Here is a 16,491-nt window from a genome sequence, read left to right on the forward strand (position 1 = left end):
ATCCCCCGGTTACCCCTGTCCGCCTGGCGGAGCTGGCCGCCCAGCTCCCCCCGGAGGCTGTCTGCACTGAGGTTGTCCTACACCCTGACGGAATCCTGTTCGCCACGTTTGAGACTGGCCAGGTAGCCGCCACCGACTGAGGCGGCAGGGGAGGGGCGGGCCAATACCGCCCCTCCCTCACGCCGCTACCTAACCAGCAGGGCGAGTAGCCCGGTCAGGGCAGCGAGCACAGCCGCTACCCCGCTGAGCACGCCCGGTGCCGTCTTGAGGTAGTCCAGGATCACGGAGTGCGGATTCCGTGTCCCGTTGTCGTCCTGCTCGTTTGTTGCTACGGTCGGCACGCTGACTCCTTGTCTGAAACCGGGGCACGGTGGAGTAACAACGGAGTCGCCAGCGACGCCCGGTCTAGCCACCGGGCGTTCGCTCTTTCCGCCCCCCTGTAGGGAGGGTTTCGTGCGACGACGTCGTTACCGCGATCAATTGCAGCCGGCCGGGCGGGCCTCGGTCAAGTTGGGCTCGCCCGTCGGCGTGTCGGTGCTTGCGCTTGGCCCATCGTAAGGCCAAACCAGGCACTCGCTAACCCAACAGCCTGCGTGCACCTTGGGTTACCGCCTGCCTTCGCGTTCGAGAGTAGAGCGTCAGAGTCCCCGGTCCCAAGAGCCCCGCAGCGAATGAAGGGGGAGGAAAGCCACTTTCACCGCAGAAGCTAGCGGCAGGTCCGCTGCAAATGTGTCCCAAGCGGACTTTTCCTCAGGGGAGAACCTCGCCTTCTCCGCCCCCAGCCAGCGGCTCGCGGTCTTCAAGGGCTCGCACCTCATCAACGGACAAGAAACCCGCCTCAATGCCAACCCGGTACGCCTCATAGCGTTCCGACGTCTTAACCCGCATCCTGGCGTTTGCGTTGAAATGCAAACTCTGACCAGCCGGCAGGATGGCGGAGAAAGCCTGCTCAATCCGAACCAGCCACGGCATCAACGTTTGAGCGACAAACCAATTGTGCTGCTCTTCCACCCCACTGCCCCATGAACTGGCAACCGTGGGGTCAAGCATGTAAGCCGGTACGCGGAAGATTCCAGCGATAGCAAGCCGGTTAAACCGCTGAGTCTCCAAAAACTGTGCCTGTTCCGGGGTGACGCTAATCTGTTTCCACGTAGCCCCGCCGGTAAGAATGCCGACAGCGTGACTATTCTTGATGCCCGCGTGAGACTTCTTAAGCATCCGGCCCAAGATGGCAGTCTCACCCGGCGTGGGCTTGCCGGGGTGTTCCACCACACCGGAAAGAGTGGTGCCCTGGCTAAAGAACCGGGCCCCGAATTCCTCGGTAGCCAACCCGGCACCAATGGTCTGCCGGGCATTCTCCAGCGGGGACAGACCACGGAGACTGTTTGCCTGAGCAAACCCCTTGACGTGGATAACGTCCCGGTCAAACAAGGTCACATCAGCGACCTTGTAAAGAACGCCGCTGCCGTCCTCGGTTAGCTCAACCCGCACCGTGCGGGGGTCGAGTGGGACCAGGGCGACAACCTTGCCCCCACCGTTCCGATACACCCGGACGAAACAGTTTCCATCCGTCAGAAGTGACGTCATCACTTTCTGCCAGAAGTCAAACGGCGTATCAAACGGGTTGGGCTTACTCAGCCACACCGGCCCCGGGGCCGGCTTCCTGGTTTCACCAATGGTCCGCACAGCGTCAACGGGCAGAGCTGCCACGGCGTCAGCAATCAGGCTTACACAGGTGTAAACGGCAGACAGGGAAAGTGCAGAATCCTGGCTGACCGGGACACCCGCCCACGTAGGCCCCTGATTGGCGAGAGCGGCAAGAGCCCCGCTAGTGGCGGCTGGTGCCGCCCGACGTTCCCTCATTCGATCCCAGAAACCCAATGGGTCACCTCCTTACACAAAGAGGGGCCCGACCCCAAAAGGGGCCAGGCCACTACGTGGGTTGATTACTTGACGCCCGTAACGCGGACAACAGCCGCCGGGTTGGGCACCAGAATGTCAGCGCGCATCTTCGCGGTAACGAGGGTTTCGTCAGTCGCGCCGTACACGTACGGGTTGACGTCAAACACCGCGTCCTCACGGACCACGGCGTAAACCTCGGAAGGCACGTAGACGTAAATGCTGTTACAGACGGCACCGGAAGTGCCCTCAACCTCATTGAGCGCCAGGTTGCCAGACAGGAACACCGGCCGACCAAACAGCGAACGGGAAACGCCGTTAGACGCGCTGCCCGCGCTGTCCTGAATCAGCGACTTGTTAGAACCCGTCGCCTCCTTCAGCTTGAGAATCGCGCGCCAGGTACGCGGCGGCATGACAATAACCGCGCTCTCATCGTCAGCGTTCGCCTCAGCCAGCAGGCCCAGAGCGTCCGCAATCGGGTCCAGGTTGCTAAGAACGGAACCGTTAGCGACAACCGGGAAGGTCCCGATACCGACCACGCTCTTAAGACCACGAAGGGCCGGCGCAGTGCCGTTACCCTCAAACGCGGAAAGGTCGTACGCCAGACCAACCGAACGGATAAGGCTCCGGGAAAGCTGGTCCAGGGCGGCTGGCTTGCTGTCCGCCAGAACCTCATTGGGAACCCGGGTGCCTTGAGCAAACTTACGCGGAACGGCGGTAAGCGCCTCAGCGTTCGGGTCCGACAGTGGAATGGTGCCCGCCTCAGCGATAGCACCGGCGGTGCCGTCGCTGGTCATGTGCGGGATAACGATGCTGTCCCCGCTGGTCCGAATGACGTTGACGCCAGACCGGATGATGACGGACGACTTGGCCAGGAAGTCCAGCACATAGCCGGCCTGCTCAGCCGGGGTGAACACGGCTCCCATGCCCGACGCGCCAGTCAGGGCCCGCACCTCAGCGGAGAGCAGGTCACCAGCGCGCACCTCAGTACGCGCACCGGGCAGACCAACCGGGTTGGCGGCGATGGCGGATCGCTGCTCAGCCTGGACGGCCGCGCGAGTCTCCACCGGCTCAACCTCGGTGGTGGTCCGCTGCTCCGCCGGGTCCAGGGCGTCAATGGCGGCGTTGCGCGCCTCAATCGAAAGGACCGGGTTGTCGGCAATCTGAATCAGGTTGTTAACGAGTGCCGCCCGCTTAGCGTGCAGGGCAACATTGTCAAGTGCGGTCAAGACAGTTTCTCCAATCAACAAAAATAGCCGCCCCCGATTGGGACGGCTAAAGAATTGAGTTGCTTATTCAGTTGTTTTGGAGTTGTCTATTCAGTTGTTGCGCTTACTTGCTCTCAAGGGCGGTGATAGCAGCGACGGCAAGTGCCCGATAAGCGTTAGCCCACTCGTTGCGGCCAGTCTCAAGGCAGAACTCAAGCCGCGCGACAAACTCCGAAATCATCGAATCCAGGTCATCGGCCGGCAGCTCCGCGAGAGCGGTAGTCAGGTTGTCCATGTGTTCTCAACTCCTTTTCAATAGAAAAGGGGGCCCGGCCGTAGCCGGACCCCCTTACGGTGGTTCTTCCCTACCTATGCGATTTAATCGGCGGACCATTCGTTGCCGAATGAATCAAAGAACGATGCCACCTCCGGGGACATTCGGAGCACACTCCGGGGCCGTGCCCCCGACTTAGGCACCCGGGTAGTGATGCCGGCGTGCCGTAGCTTCCGCCGGTCGTTGTCCCGGATTTCCTGACAGGCTGCCGAACACAGCTCTACCGGCCGTCCCCGCCGGGGTTGCCCGGCGTCAAACCGCCGCGAGCACACAAGGCACTGCCGCCACCGTTGGGCCCGGTTGCGGGCGCGTCGCCATTCCTGCCGGCGTTGCTCAATAACGGCTTCCCTGGTCCGCAGCGCGTCCAGCCAGTCCGGGCACGCCCCAGCGTCCAGGTGGTGCCCAACCCTATGAACCGAGCACCAGCGATAATCTTTTGCCGTGGTCACTTGTCCCCCCACTCGGCAAGGAACCGCTCAAGGTCATCCAGCCCGTCCCCCTGGTCCTGCTCAACCACACCGGGGCCGGCAGGTTTCGCCCCCCTCCCGGCACGGCTACGGGCCTTCCGTTCGGCAGCCGCCTTCCGTTGGCATTCCGTCTTGTCACAGAAATAGCGGTTGCCCCTGACCGGGGCCTTACAGGCTCGGCATTTCTTGAAGTTATGAATCTCAGTCTCCCTCCCTAAAACGTGACATGCGGATGTCACGTTGTCTCACAATTGGCGTCACGCTCAATTCCGCGTTTATGCAGGTCAACCGCGGATTCTTGCTATCCGTGACCGGCTGCGGTCACGTTGTCACGCGCACAAACTTTCGCCTAAGGACATGGGTCCGGGGAAAAAGTCGCCCAGCCTTTTCAGGGTCCCCCTCCCCCTGTACCTGCCTGCCGTGGTCATGAGCACCCTTGACGCTGTCTGCCACGATGACAGCCGTGCATCGTGACTGGATTGACTACGCAGGCTTCATCTTCAACGCCCTTGCAACGACGGCAGGACTCTTCGGTCTCTTCCTCGCCATTCGTGCGTACCAGGTAGCGAAGGCTGCCGGAAGCACAGCGTTTGAGTTGGAGATCCTGAGAGAGCTAAGCAATCTCCTGGATGGCATCGTCAACCGGGACGAGCGAGGCGAGGCAGGTCTGTTGCCGCAGATCGACGGATCGGTACTGTCAAAGGTCTGGCTCTTGCCTGAGGACGACTTACCCGTCTGGAATCTGCTCACAAAGCTTGAGTACGACCGAGTAAAGGAGATACGTAAGAATCCTGCCGTCGTCAAGTCGCTTGCGACGGACCCGGAAAACGACGACGACGACTTCTTCGCTAGCGTGGTTACCGTGATGTACGACGAGTTACACCAAGCCATGAGGCGTCGTACCGAATAGGCACAGGTAAGGCATAGGGGCTGCTCTGCCGCCTTTCCCGTAACCCGGGAATGTCTAGCCGTTGCCCGTCAGCGCCAGACGTAGACCAGGAAGCAGAGGCCGAGCACGAAGAAAATCACGTCACCAGCAAGGAAGGCCCATCTAACCCACCTCGGCAGAGGTTTGCCGTTTATGTCTTCGTTGATTATGAACGGGAAATTTAGAATCTCCCAAGCGGGCCACAGGACCAGGGCCACAGCGACAGTGACAGCTACGCGGTCAGCCGTGATGTAACCGGCGGCTACTGCCGCCAGGTAGACCACAGCAGCAGCTATCAGGTTGGCTAGCACGTTGACCAGGACGTCACGGCCGAACGAGCGGCCGGGACTGGCGGGCACGGTAGCCCGGGGACGGCGGGCAGCGTTCAACTGACGCTGAATGCGGGTGGTCACCCGGTAAGGGTGACTCACCCTCGCAACCCATAAGCTACTCGCGGGTAGCCGCGAAACACTCTCTTCGTTTAGCCGGGGTGGTTTGCGGAAGGGGTTTAGACGACTATGGGCAGCCCCGTTAAGGGCTGCCCTGTTGGGTGGTTTCCCTGTCGGTCAACCACCAAGGCAAAGAGCCAGGCTTACGGCCTGGCTCGTTACTTGTTCTCTTACTACTTACATGGTTCCGCTCCTGAGCGGGTGGTTACTCCGCTGGTGAGCGGGTGGCCCAATCAGGTAGGGAAAGCTGGTGCAGCATGGTCGGCCGTTTCTGGCCCTCAACGAACCGCTTACCGCTGTTGGGAATCTCCCGGAGGTAGCCAACCGCTTTGGTCCGCTTGAAGAACCGTCCCACGGAGTCATCCCCCTTGAGGCCGGCAGCCGTGGCAATCTGTGGATACGTACGGTGGTCCGTCTGGCGGCCCGTGGCGTAGTGAAACGCACCCCGTGTAAACGCATGCCCGATCAGTAGGTCAGTGGACGTGAGGCCACCCTTTTTGTTCGCCACTGCCCACGCGAGGGAATCCAGCCAGTCAAGGCGAGTCACCACCCCGGGCCCGGGACGCTTCCCCCTGGTCCCCGTCGCCACCGGGGCGGAATCACGGACCACGGCACCAACGGCGGGAGATTCGCTCACACGCTGCGGAGGGCACGGGGCCCTGTCAACGGGCCCCGGGCAATTCCAGTAGTCACGGCCAGGTGAAAGCACCTTGAGGCCGTGAGGGCAGCTCGGGGCCGTCATTCGATACCCGCAGCAGCAAACGCCCCGGCTATCTCCCAGATGCCGATAACGTCAGCCTCACTCATGGCGGGATCATCAGAGGCAGCGTCGGCCCATTCCGCGACGCTGAAACCCTCCGGGGCGCAAATGGTGTGGCCCTGCCAAGTAATGCACCTGTCAGCGTTCAACGTAAACCTCCCGGTAAAAGGGCATGGCAGAGCCACGCCGTGTAAACGGTTCGTCAAGATTGGCGGCGGCCCTCAATTGGGGCCGCGCGGTTACTCTATCGGCCCCCAACAGGGCCACCGGGGCATGAAAAACCCCGGCAGGCTGGGACACCTACCGGGGCTAGTTCGTGGCTCTCAGCGGCTCTCAGGGCGTTCTAGCGGCACGCTCCAACACTCGCCGCTGTAGGTCGTGCGGAATCTCAACCGACACCCGGCCCCCGGTTGCCTCGCCAGAGGGCGTGCCAGGGATCAGGGACCGTGTACGCACGGGCTGAGCGTGGACGTTCACCCGGAGGCCAGCGTCAGCCAGGAACGCCCGCCGTTCCTCCACCGTCGCCAGCGCGTCCCACGTCTCACGGAACGTCCGCCCGGTGGGCACCATGTCCCAACGGTCCGGGACGTTGGGCAGCTCCGCCAGGGCGGCCCGCTTCCCCTCAAGGCTCAGGTACATAGCCCGATACTCAGCGGTCCCCCGGTCGCCGGAATACAGACCGGCGGCCCGGTCATCCCGTAGCTCCGTGAGCGCCTGGTCTACGCGGGCCAGCTCCGCCGTGTGATCCTCGCCCGGGATCAGCCGCCGTTCCTCAACCTCAAGGTCACCGACCATGCCCAGAAACACCGCCAGGGCGTCAGCCTCCAACTCTTCCGCCCTGGCCGCTTTCGCCGCACAATCCGCCCCCTGTTTTGTACGAGCAGAGCAGCGGTAATAGCGGTATTCCTGGTTCCGCTGAGGTTTGAACATCCAATGAAAGTGAAGCGGCGAACCATCCTCGCCGCAGAAAGCTAGACCGCTCAGCAGGGCCGCCGGGGCGGCCCGGTACTTTGGCCGGCGCTTCCCGTCTAGTGCATGCTGCAACGCCTTCCAATCCGCCTCCGGGATCAACGCTTCCGCCCGCTGGACGGGTAGCCCGCTATCACCCCTCACCACGCGGCCCTGATGCTCAAGTTGGCCCAGCAGGGCCCGGGAAACGAGCATGCGCCGCAGCGTCGTGTCGGTCCACGCTTGAGGCTTCCGGGGCGTCCCGTCCTTGTGAACCCGGGTCTTCCCGTCACGGGCTGCCGCATGGTCACGGGGCGAGGGAACGCCCCGGGCGTTCAGGTCACGGGCGATAGCGGCAGTGGCCTTCCCGTCGATCACATCAGCAACGATGGCCCGCAGAATCGGCAGCGTTTCCGTGTCGTGCGCCAGCGTCCAGCCCTTGCCGCCGGGATGCTTCACCGGCCGGTAGCCGTAGGCCACGCTGCCACCGTGCCAACGGCCCTCCTGGCGGGCGTGCCGCCGGGAATCAGCGGAACGGGCGGCAATCGTCTTCCGCTCAAACTCAGCAAAGATCGCTAGAACCTTTGCGACCAGCTCCCCGGTATCCGTGGACGTGTCCACGGCATCCATGTATGCGGCAACGTACTTCCCGTGTTCCCGGGCCCAGTCGATCAGTTGCACAAAGTGCAGCAGGGAACGGGAAATGCGGTCGATCTTCATTCCCGCCACAACGTCGAACGGGGCCGGTGGCGAGTCACCCAGCCACCGACCCAGCTCCGGCCGTTCCCACGGGGGTACCGCCCCCGACACGTCCAAATCCTCAGCCCAGCCAACGATGGTGTGCCCGTGGGCCCTGGCCCAATCGGTCAACCCCTGCCGCTGCCGCTCCGGCGACGTGGTTTCGTCCGTCTCCCGGCTTAGCCGGATCACCCCAAGTACGCGCACGGGGCGGAGGCTACACCTCGATTTGTGCTAGCGTCTCGTCCGGCACGTCGAAGTTGGCGTAGACGTTCTGCACGTCGTCGCAGTCCTCAAGCACGTCGATCAGCTTGAAGATCTTGCGCGCGCCCTCCTCGTCCAGCGGCACGTTGACGCTGGGGATGAGGGAGGACTCGGCCGACTCGTACTCGATGCCGGCGTCCTGCAGGGCGGTGCGGACCGGGATCAGGTCGGTCGGCTCGGAGACCACCTCGAACGCCTCGCCGAGGTCGTTGACCTCCTCGGCGCCCGCGTCGAGCACGGCCATCATCACGTCGTCCTCGCTGGTGCCGGCCTTCGGGACGATCACCACGCCCTTGCGGGAGAACATGTACGACACCGAGCCGGCGTCGGCGAACGAGCCGCCGTTGCGGGTGAGCGCGGTGCGCACCTCGGTGGCGGCGCGGTTGCGGTTGTCGGTGAGGCACTCGATGAGCAGCGCGACGCCGTTCGGGCCGTAGCCCTCGTACATGATCGTCTGGTAGTCGGCGCCGCCGGCCTCCAGCCCGGAGCCGCGCTTGACCGCGCGGTCGATGTTGTCGTTCGGGACGGAGTTCTTCTTGGCCTTCTGGATGGCGTCGTAGAGCGTCGGGTTGCCGGCCGGGTCCCCGCCGCCGGTCCGGGCCGCCACCTCGACGTTCTTGATCAGCTTGGCGAACATCTTGCCGCGCTTGGCGTCGATGACGGCCTTCTTGTGCTTGGTGGTCGCCCACTTTGAGTGGCCGGACATCTCATACCTCCGTCTGTTGACTCACGCCTGCGTCGACTGTCCGCGCCCGCGCCGAACCGGGACCGCCGGGCGGTCGGCTGGGGGGCGGCGGCGGGCGGTGAGCCCTGCCGAACCGCGGCAATCCTATCGAGGTCGCGTCCCCGCATGTCACACCCGGCACCGCGGCCGGCCCGGCGAGGTGGGCGGGGCCCCTGCCGGAGCACGACGAGCCGGGCCCGGAAAACCTGCCAGTCGACGTCCCAACCAGGACAAAAGGGCCCGCCGGGAGGTCAGGCGGCGGCCCGGACCAGGTCCACGAAGTAGCGGTGCAGCCGCAGGTCGCCGGTGAGCTCCGGGTGGAACGAGGTGGCCAGCAGGTGGCCCTGCCGGACCGCGACGATCCGGCCGGCGGCCGGCCCGGACGACGACTCCAGCTCGGCGCGTCCGACGCCACGCTGCGACCTGGAGTCGTCGTCGGTGACCCGGCCGAGCACCTCGACGCCCGCGCCGACCCGCTCGACCCAGGGGGCCCGGATGAAGATCGCGTGGAACGGCTCGCCCTCGACCCCGGTGATCTCCACCGGCGCCTCGAACGAGTCGACCTGCCGGCCGAACGCGTTGCGCCGGACGGTCATCTCGATGCCGGCGAAGCCGCGCTGGTCGGGGCGGCCGTCGAGCACCTCGTCGGCCAGCATGATCATGCCGGCGCAGGAGCCGTAGACCGGCATGCCGCCGGCGATCCGCTTGTCGATCGGCTCGCGCATCTCGAAGATGTCGGCGAGCTTGCTGATGGTGGTCGACTCCCCGCCCGGGATCACCAGGCCGTCGACCGTGTCCAGCTCGGCCGAGCGGCGCACCGGACGGGCGTCCGCGCCGGCCCCGGCCAGGGCGGCGAGGTGCTCGCGCACGTCGCCCTGGAGGGCGAGCACACCGATGACGGGTGCGGTCACTCCTCGCTCCTCTCGCTCGTCGGACGGGGCCCGGTCCGGGCCCCGTCCGGTCGCCGTCACCAGCCGCGCTCGGCCAGCCGGTGCGGCTGCGGGATCTCGTCGACGTTGATGCCGACCATCGCCTCGCCCAGGCCGCGGGAGACCTTGGCCAGCACGTCCGGGTCGTCGTGGAAGGTGGTGGCCTTCACGATCGCGGCGGCGCGCTGGGCCGGGTTGCCCGACTTGAAGATGCCCGAGCCGACGAAGACGCCCTCGGCGCCGAGCTGCATCATCATGGCCGCGTCCGCCGGGGTGGCGATGCCGCCCGCGGTGAACAGCACGACCGGCAGCTTGCCGGTCTCGGCGATCTCCTTGACCAGCTCGTACGGCGCCTGCAGCTCCTTGGCGGCCACGAACAGCTCGTCGGCCGGCAGCGACGCCAGCCGGCGGATCTCCTGGCGGATCTTGCGCATGTGGGTGGTGGCGTTGGAGACGTCACCGGTGCCGGCCTCGCCCTTCGACCGGATCATGGCGGCGCCCTCGGTGATCCGGCGCAGCGCCTCGCCCAGGTTGGTCGCGCCGCAGACGAAGGGGACGGTGAACGCCCACTTGTCGATGTGGTTCGCGTAGTCGGCCGGGGTGAGCACCTCGGACTCGTCGACGTAGTCGACGCCGAGGGACTGGAGGATCTGCGCCTCGACGAAGTGGCCGATCCGGGCCTTGGCCATCACCGGGATGGAGACCGCGTTGATGATGCCGTCGATCATGTCCGGGTCGCTCATCCGGGAGACGCCGCCCTGGGCGCGGATGTCGGCGGGCACCCGCTCCAGCGCCATGACGGCGACCGCGCCGGCGTCCTCGGCGATCTTGGCCTGCTCGGGGGTGACCACGTCCATGATCACGCCGCCCTTGAGCATCTCGGCCATGCCCCGCTTGACGCGGGCGGTGCCGACGACCGGGTTGGCGTTGGTGTTCGGGGAGGTGGATTCGGGCACGGGTCATCGCTCCTTGGACGTGCTCGGGGGGTGGCTGCGAAAAGGCTACGACGGGGTCAACGCCGGTCCGACAGCCAATCAGACCCCCGGTGGCCTGCTCTGTGGTCGGCGTCACCGGGGTCGGGGCACCGCCCGCTCAGCCGGTGGTGACGTCCGCCCGCGGGATGACCGTGGGGTCGTCGATGTCGAAGTAGCGCGGCCACTCCCGCCCGCGTCCCATCCGCAACAGGCGTACCAGGGGGCGGCCGCGGGCCGCCCGGGCGTCCCGGACCAGATCGGTGTGCACCTGCCGCGCCAGGGCCAGCCGCCGGCTGGCGGCGATCACCGCCTCGCAGGCCGGGTCCGCCGGGTCCAGCTCCACCGTGCGCAGCTGCCGGGTGAGGTCGTTCTCCGCGGCCTCCCGCTCCTCTTCGACGGCGTCCAGGGCGATCCGGGCGGCCGCGTACAGCTCCACGCCGTAGCGCTGCTCGGCCAGCACCGCGGCGGCGGCCGCGCGGCGCAGCAGGTGCGCGTCGAGCGCCCGGGCCGCCGACTCCGCGCGCGACTGCAGCCGCTCGACCCGGCCGGCGGTCCAGATCAGGTACGCCGAGACCAGCCCGAGCACCAGGACCGCGCCCACCACCCACCACATGCCCGGCATCGTAGTGCTGCTCCTCATCCCGCCCGGCCCGCGCGGGCACCGGTCGACGCGCTCGTCACAGCGGCCCCACCGGCCACCGGGTTCAGCCCAGCTCCGCCCATTCGGTGTCCATGACCCGGCCGTCGGTGGCTTCGATCGCCGCTGCGTATACCTCCAGAACCCGGCGGGCAACCACGGGCCAGTCGAAATTCGCCACCACCTGGTCGCCGCAGGCGGTCAGCGCGGCCCGCTGCCGGGCGTCGTCGAGCAGCTCGGCCAGGGCGGTACGCAGCGCCGCCGCGTCCCCGGTCGGGAAGAGCCGGCCGGCCCGCCCGCCGTCCAGCACCCGGCGGAACGCGTCCAGGTCGCTGGCCACCACGGTGGTGCCGGCGGCCAGCGCCTCGGTGAGGATCATCCCGAAGGACTCCCCGCCGGTGTTCGGTGCGACGTACAGGTGCACGCTGCGCAGCATGCGAGCTTTGTCCGCCTCGGAGACCATGCCGAGGAAGGTGACCCGGTCCCGCAGCCCGGCCGGGAACTGCCCGAACAGGTCGTCGGCGTCGCCCGGCCCGGCCACCAGCAGGCGCAGCCCGGGGCGGTGCGGGGCGAGCGCGACGAAGGCGTCCCGCAGGATCGGGAAGCCCTTGCGGGGCTCGGTGAACCGGCCGAGGAAACCGAGGGTCCCGCCGGTGCCCGGCCCGCACTCCCCCGGCCAGCCGGACAGCGGCTCGACGCCGGCGAACTTCGCCACCGCCACCCCGTTGGGGATCTCCACGGCGCCGCCGTCCATGTGCTCGACCTGCACCTTGCGGGCCAGGGCGCTCACCGCGATCCGGGCGGTGATCCGTTCGAGGAGGATCTGGAGCACCCCCTGCGCGGCGGAGAGCACCCGGGACCGGGTCATCGCGGTGTGGAAGGTCGCCACCACCGGACCCCGGGCGCAGAGCACGGCGAGCATCGACAGGCTGGGGGTGAGCGGCTCGTGCACGTGCAGCACGTCGAAGTCGCCCCGGGTGATCCAGCGCCGCACCCGGGTCGTGGAGACCGGGCCGAAGGCGATCCGGGCCACCGAGCCGTTGTACGGCAGCGGCACCGCCCGGCCGGCCGAGACCACGTACGGCGGCAGCGGCGAGTCCTCGTCGGCCGGGGCCAGCACGCTCACGTCGTGGCCGAGCCCGAGCAGCGCCTCGGCCAGGTCCATGACGTGGTTCTGCACCCCGCCCGGCACGTCGAAGGAGTACGGGCACACGATGCCGATCCGCATTGCGCCCCGCTCCCTCAGATCGTCCCGGTGGTGGACGCCGGCGGCGCCGGCGCGGTGGAGCGGTCCGTGCGCTGGTCCAGCCACATCCGCTGCAACATGTGCCAGTCTTCCGGATGCCGGGCGATGCCCACCGCAAGACCGTCGGCAATCCGCTGGGTCACCACGCGCACCCGGGCGTCCAACGGGGCGCTGCCCTCCTCTGGCAGCTCCAGCGGGCCCTCGATGGCGGCGCGGGCGCGGTCCGGCTCGAACCACAGCGAGGCCACGTAGAGCGGCGCGCCGGTGCGCAGCGCCAGCAGGGCCGGGCCGGCCGGCATCCGGGTCCGGCCGCCGAAGAACTCCACCTCCACGCCCCGGGCGGAGAGGTCCCGGTCGGCGAGCAGCGGCACCACGGCGCCCGCCCGCAGCCGGTCCACCAGCACGTCGAACGCCGGCCGGTCGCCGCCGGAGGTGGGCAGGATCTCCATGCCGAGGCCCTGCCGGAAGGCGAGGAAGCGCTTGTAGAGGCCCTCCCGCTCGAGCCGCTCGGCGACCGTGGTGATCGGCCAGCCGTTTGCCGCCACCCAGGCGCCGGCGGCGTCCCAGTTGCCGGCGTGCGGCAGCGCGACCACCGCGCCCCGGCCGGACGCCACGTCGGCGGCGAGCTTCTCCTGGCCGTCGAGGTGGAAACCGGACAGGATCTCCTGGCGGCTCAGGCTCGGCAGCCGGAACGCCTCCAGCCAGTACCGGGCGTACGACCGCAGGCCAGCGCGGGCCAGCTCGTCCAGCTCCGCCTCCGGCAGCTCCGGGCCGACCACCCGGCGCAGGTTGGCGCGCAGCCGCTGGACGCCCTTGCCGCCCCGGCGGTGGGCGCGGTCGGCGCCCGCCCGGAAGGCGGCGGCGACCACGGGCCGGGGCAGCGCGCGGACCAGGCGCCAACCGGCGACGTAGCCCGCCTCGGTGAGGTTCACTCCCGGCCGGCCGGCTGTGCCTGCCGGTACACGTGGGCCATCCGCTGCCCGACCGTGAAGATCGAGACGGCGGCGAGCAGCCAGAGCGCGATCTCCAGGGCCGGGTCGACGCCGAGGCCGGTGAGCAGGCCGCCCACGCCGACGATCAGCAGCCGCTCGGTGCGCTCGGCGATGCCGACGTTGGAGGTCATCCCCAGCCCCTCGGCGCGGGCCTTGACGTAGGACACCAGCCCACCGGCGGCCAGGCAGAGCAGCGCGGCGGCCACCGCGGAATGGTCGCGCTCGGTGGCCAGCCAGTAGGCGACCGCGCCGAAGACCGCGCTGTCGGCGATCCGGTCCATGCTCGAGTCGAGGAAGGCCCCGAACCGGGTGGAACCGCCGCTCATCCGGGCCATCGTGCCGTCGAGCAGGTCGGTGAGCGCGAAGATCGTGACGATCAGCGCACCGGCGACCAGATGACCGCGGGCACCGAAGCCGAGCGCGCCGACGAGCACGCCGACGGTACCGGTCACCGTGACCGCGTTGGGGGACACACCGGCGCGGAGCAGGCCGCGCGCGACCGGCTCCACGACGCGGGTCATCCCCGCGCGGGCCGTCACTTGGAAGATCTTCGCCATGGCTGTCCCACGATAACGGCCGGCAGCGGCCGGGGACACAGCCGGTCGTACCGACCCGCCAGGCGTACTTGTGCCGACCCGGTTACAGGTGTGAGATCGAGCGTGGGAGGTGAGCCAGTTCACCGGATCACCCGTCCGCGTACCCGTCGTCCAGGAGATCACCGGAAGATATCGCCGCGGTGCCCGCCCGGGCCGCTTCCCCGTCGCGCGCGGCGGTCGCCACCACCACCGGTTGAGGGAGGTGCGCCGCGATGGCGCAGAAGAATCAGGAGAAGGGTGTCACCGGCGGCGCGCCGGTGGTGACCGAGCCCGGCAGGGTTCGCAACGTGGTGCTCGTCGGGCACTCCGGGGCGGGCAAGACGACCCTGGTCGAGGCGCTGCTCGCGGCCAGCGGCACGATCGGCCGGGCCGGCAGCGTCACCGACGGCACCACGGTCTGCGACCACGACCCCGCCGCCGTCCGCCAGCAGCGGTCGGTGAGCCTGGCCTGTGCCCCGCTGCTGCACCGCGACGTCAAGGTCAACCTTCTGGACACCCCCGGGTACGGCGACTTCGTCGGCGAGTTGCGCGCCGGGCTGCGGGCCGCCGACGCGGCGCTGTTCGTGGTCTCCGCCGTCGACGGGATGGACGCGGCCACCGCCGCGCTCTGGGAGGAGTGCGCCGCGGTCGACATGCCCCGCGCCGTCGCGGTGACCCGGCTGGACCACCCGCGCGCCGACTTCGACGAGGCGGTGGCGCTCTGCCAGCGGGTCTTCGGCGACAACGTGCTCCCGCTCTACCTGCCGATGCTGGGCGACGACGGCGAGTCGGTCGCCGGCCTGATGGGGCTGATCACCCGGCGGGTCTTCGACTACTCCCAGGGCCTGCCGGCGGCGGTGCGCGCGCCGGACCCGGAGCACCTGCCGGCCATCCTCGAGTCCCGCAACGAGCTGATCGAGGGGGTCATCGCGGAGAGCGAGGACGAGACGCTGATGGACCGCTACCTCGGCGGCGAGGAGATCGACACCGAGGTGCTCATCACCGACCTGGAGACCGCGGTCGCCCGCGGCCACTTCTACCCGGTGGTCCCGGTCTGCGCGGAGACCGGCGTGGGCCTGGACGCGCTGCTGGACGGCCTGGTTGCGGCGTTCCCGTCGCCGCTGGAGCACGAGCTGCCCGCGGTGACCGGGGTGGACGGCTCGCCCCGGCCGCCGCTGGCCTGCGACCCCGACGGCCCGCTGGTCGCCGAGGTGGTCAAGACGACCGTGGACCGGCACGTCGGGCGGGTCTCCCTGGTACGCGTCTTCTCCGGCACGCTCAGCCCCGACCAGGTGATCCACGTGTCCGGGCACGGCATGGCCGAGCGCGGTCACCCCGACCACGACGCCGACGAGCGGGTCGGCCACATCTACAGCCCGCTCGGCGCGACGCTGCGCGAGGTGCCCACCGCCGTGGCCGGGGACATCTGCGCGATCACCAAGTCGGGCAGCGCGGAGACCGGCGACACCATCTCCACCAAGGACGAACCGCTGCTCATCGCCCCGTGGGAGATGCCGGAGCCGCTGCTGCCGGTGGCCATCGTGGCGAAGAGCCGGGCCGACGAGGACGCCCTGGCCCGCAACCTGGCCCGGCTGGTGGCCGGCGACCCGACGCTGCGGCTGGACCGCAACGCCGAGACCCACCAGCTGGTGCTCTGGTGCATGGGCGAGGCGCACGCCGACGTGGTGCTCGACCGGCTGCGCGCCGGCGGGGTGGAGCTGGAGACCGAGCCGGTCCGGGTGGCGCTGCGCGAGACGTTCACGACCGGCGCCAAGGGGCACGGCCGGCACGTCAAGCAGTCCGGCGGCCACGGCCAGTACGCCGTCTGCGACATCGAGGTCACGCCGCTGCCCCGGGGCGCCGGCTTCGAGTTCGTCGACAAGGTGGTCGGCGGCGCGGTGCCGCACAACTACATCCCCTCGGTGGAGAAGGGCGTCCGCACCCAGATGGAGCGCGGCCTGGTCGGCGGCTATCCGGTGGTCGACCTGCGGGTGACCCTCTTCGACGGCAAGGCGCACAGCGTGGACTCCTCCGACGCGGCGTTCCAGACCGCGGGCGCGCTCGCCCTGCGGGACGCCGCCGAGAAGGGGCAGCCCACGCTGCTGGAGCCGGTCGACGAGGTCACCGTCCGGGTGCCCGACCCGTCCGTGGGAGCGGTGATGGGCGACCTGTCCGGCCGGCGTGGCCGGGTGCTCGGCACCGAGCCGGACCCGGACGCCGAGGGCCGCACCCTGGTCCGCGCCGAGGTCCCGGCCACCGAGCTGCTGCGCTACGCGGTCGAGCTGCGCTCGATGACCGCCGGCACCGGCACCTTCCGGCGCGAGTTCGCCCGCTACGAGCCGATGCCCACCCACCTCGCCGAGCAGGTCCGCAAGGAGGCCGGCGGCCGTTCCTGACCGCGCCACCGCCCCGGCCTGCC

The 16,491-nt window shown here is 68.4% G+C and carries 15 protein-coding genes; 2 read left to right on the top strand and 13 right to left on the bottom strand.

The genetic code is table 11. The annotated features are described in order from the left end of the window. Positions 1-185 precede the first annotated feature (185 nt). From AB0F68_RS04430 to AB0F68_RS04445, 4 genes are all read right to left on the bottom strand, one after another. Entirely contained in the window at positions 186-341 is a 156-nt protein-coding gene (locus tag AB0F68_RS04430; protein WP_357332956.1) for a hypothetical protein, read from the bottom strand. 409 nt (positions 342-750) lie between these two features. Beyond that, positions 751-1,863, bottom strand: coding sequence for a phage portal protein (locus tag AB0F68_RS04435; RefSeq protein ID WP_357333324.1), 1,113 nt, complete (start codon positions 1,861-1,863; stop codon positions 751-753). A gap of 83 nt (positions 1,864-1,946) precedes the next feature. Further along, entirely contained in the window at positions 1,947-3,128 is a 1,182-nt protein-coding gene (locus AB0F68_RS04440; RefSeq protein WP_357332957.1) for a phage major capsid protein, read from the bottom strand. A gap of 103 nt (positions 3,129-3,231) precedes the next feature. Beyond that, complete coding sequence (locus tag AB0F68_RS04445; protein WP_357332958.1) at positions 3,232-3,402, bottom strand: hypothetical protein; 171 nt, start codon at positions 3,400-3,402, stop codon at positions 3,232-3,234. Between the two features lie 969 nt (positions 3,403-4,371). On the opposite strand from AB0F68_RS04445, the gene AB0F68_RS04450 reads away from it, so the two are divergent. Continuing rightward, a complete protein-coding gene (locus AB0F68_RS04450; protein WP_357332959.1) occupies positions 4,372-4,818 on the top strand; it encodes a hypothetical protein in 447 nt (148 codons plus the stop codon). A gap of 68 nt (positions 4,819-4,886) precedes the next feature. Here the strand turns inward: AB0F68_RS04450 and AB0F68_RS04455 are convergent, their stop codons facing one another. From AB0F68_RS04455 to pgsA, 9 genes are all read right to left on the bottom strand, one after another. Further along, on the bottom strand, positions 4,887-5,249 hold the full coding sequence (locus tag AB0F68_RS04455) for a hypothetical protein (RefSeq protein WP_357332960.1): 363 nt from the start codon (positions 5,247-5,249) through the stop codon (positions 4,887-4,889). A gap of 1,129 nt (positions 5,250-6,378) precedes the next feature. Next, the gene (locus AB0F68_RS04460; RefSeq protein ID WP_357332961.1) at positions 6,379-7,938 is read right to left on the bottom strand and encodes a recombinase family protein; all 1,560 of its coding nucleotides are present in this window, start codon (positions 7,936-7,938) and stop codon (positions 6,379-6,381) included. Positions 7,939-7,948: 10 nt separating this feature from the next. Then, positions 7,949-8,701: a YebC/PmpR family DNA-binding transcriptional regulator gene (locus AB0F68_RS04465; protein ID WP_357332962.1), complete on the bottom strand. Its 753-nt coding sequence runs from the start codon at positions 8,699-8,701 to the stop codon at positions 7,949-7,951. Between the two features lie 269 nt (positions 8,702-8,970). After that, positions 8,971-9,630 carry a pyridoxal 5'-phosphate synthase glutaminase subunit PdxT gene (gene pdxT / locus AB0F68_RS04470; protein ID WP_357332963.1) on the bottom strand — a complete coding sequence of 220 codons (660 nt, stop codon included), beginning with the start codon at positions 9,628-9,630 and terminating at the stop codon, positions 8,971-8,973. Positions 9,631-9,686: 56 nt separating this feature from the next. Further along, positions 9,687-10,604: a pyridoxal 5'-phosphate synthase lyase subunit PdxS gene (gene pdxS, locus AB0F68_RS04475; protein ID WP_357332964.1), complete on the bottom strand. Its 918-nt coding sequence runs from the start codon at positions 10,602-10,604 to the stop codon at positions 9,687-9,689. Between the two features lie 136 nt (positions 10,605-10,740). Then, positions 10,741-11,244, bottom strand: coding sequence for a hypothetical protein (locus AB0F68_RS04480; RefSeq protein ID WP_357332965.1), 504 nt, complete (start codon positions 11,242-11,244; stop codon positions 10,741-10,743). Between the two features lie 82 nt (positions 11,245-11,326). Next, complete coding sequence (locus AB0F68_RS04485; RefSeq protein ID WP_357332966.1) at positions 11,327-12,487, bottom strand: glycosyltransferase family 4 protein; 1,161 nt, start codon at positions 12,485-12,487, stop codon at positions 11,327-11,329. A 14-nt stretch (positions 12,488-12,501) separates the two neighbouring features. Beyond that, positions 12,502-13,437, bottom strand: a complete 936-nt coding sequence (locus AB0F68_RS04490) for a phosphatidylinositol mannoside acyltransferase (RefSeq protein ID WP_357332967.1) — start codon at positions 13,435-13,437, stop codon at positions 12,502-12,504. Further along, positions 13,434-14,054, bottom strand: coding sequence for a phosphatidylinositol phosphate synthase (gene pgsA, locus AB0F68_RS04495; RefSeq protein WP_357332968.1), 621 nt, complete (start codon positions 14,052-14,054; stop codon positions 13,434-13,436). The genes AB0F68_RS04490 and pgsA overlap by 4 nt, the downstream gene beginning before the upstream one ends. A 251-nt stretch (positions 14,055-14,305) precedes the next feature. Here pgsA and AB0F68_RS04500 point away from each other — a divergent pair, with 251 nt between their 5' ends. Further along, complete coding sequence (locus tag AB0F68_RS04500; protein WP_357332969.1) at positions 14,306-16,468, top strand: elongation factor G-like protein EF-G2; 2,163 nt, start codon at positions 14,306-14,308, stop codon at positions 16,466-16,468. The last annotated feature ends 23 nt before the right edge of the window (positions 16,469-16,491 follow it).

This window comes from Micromonospora sp. NPDC023966 (assembly GCF_040639095.1).
Lineage (GTDB): Bacteria > Actinomycetota > Actinomycetes > Mycobacteriales > Micromonosporaceae > Micromonospora.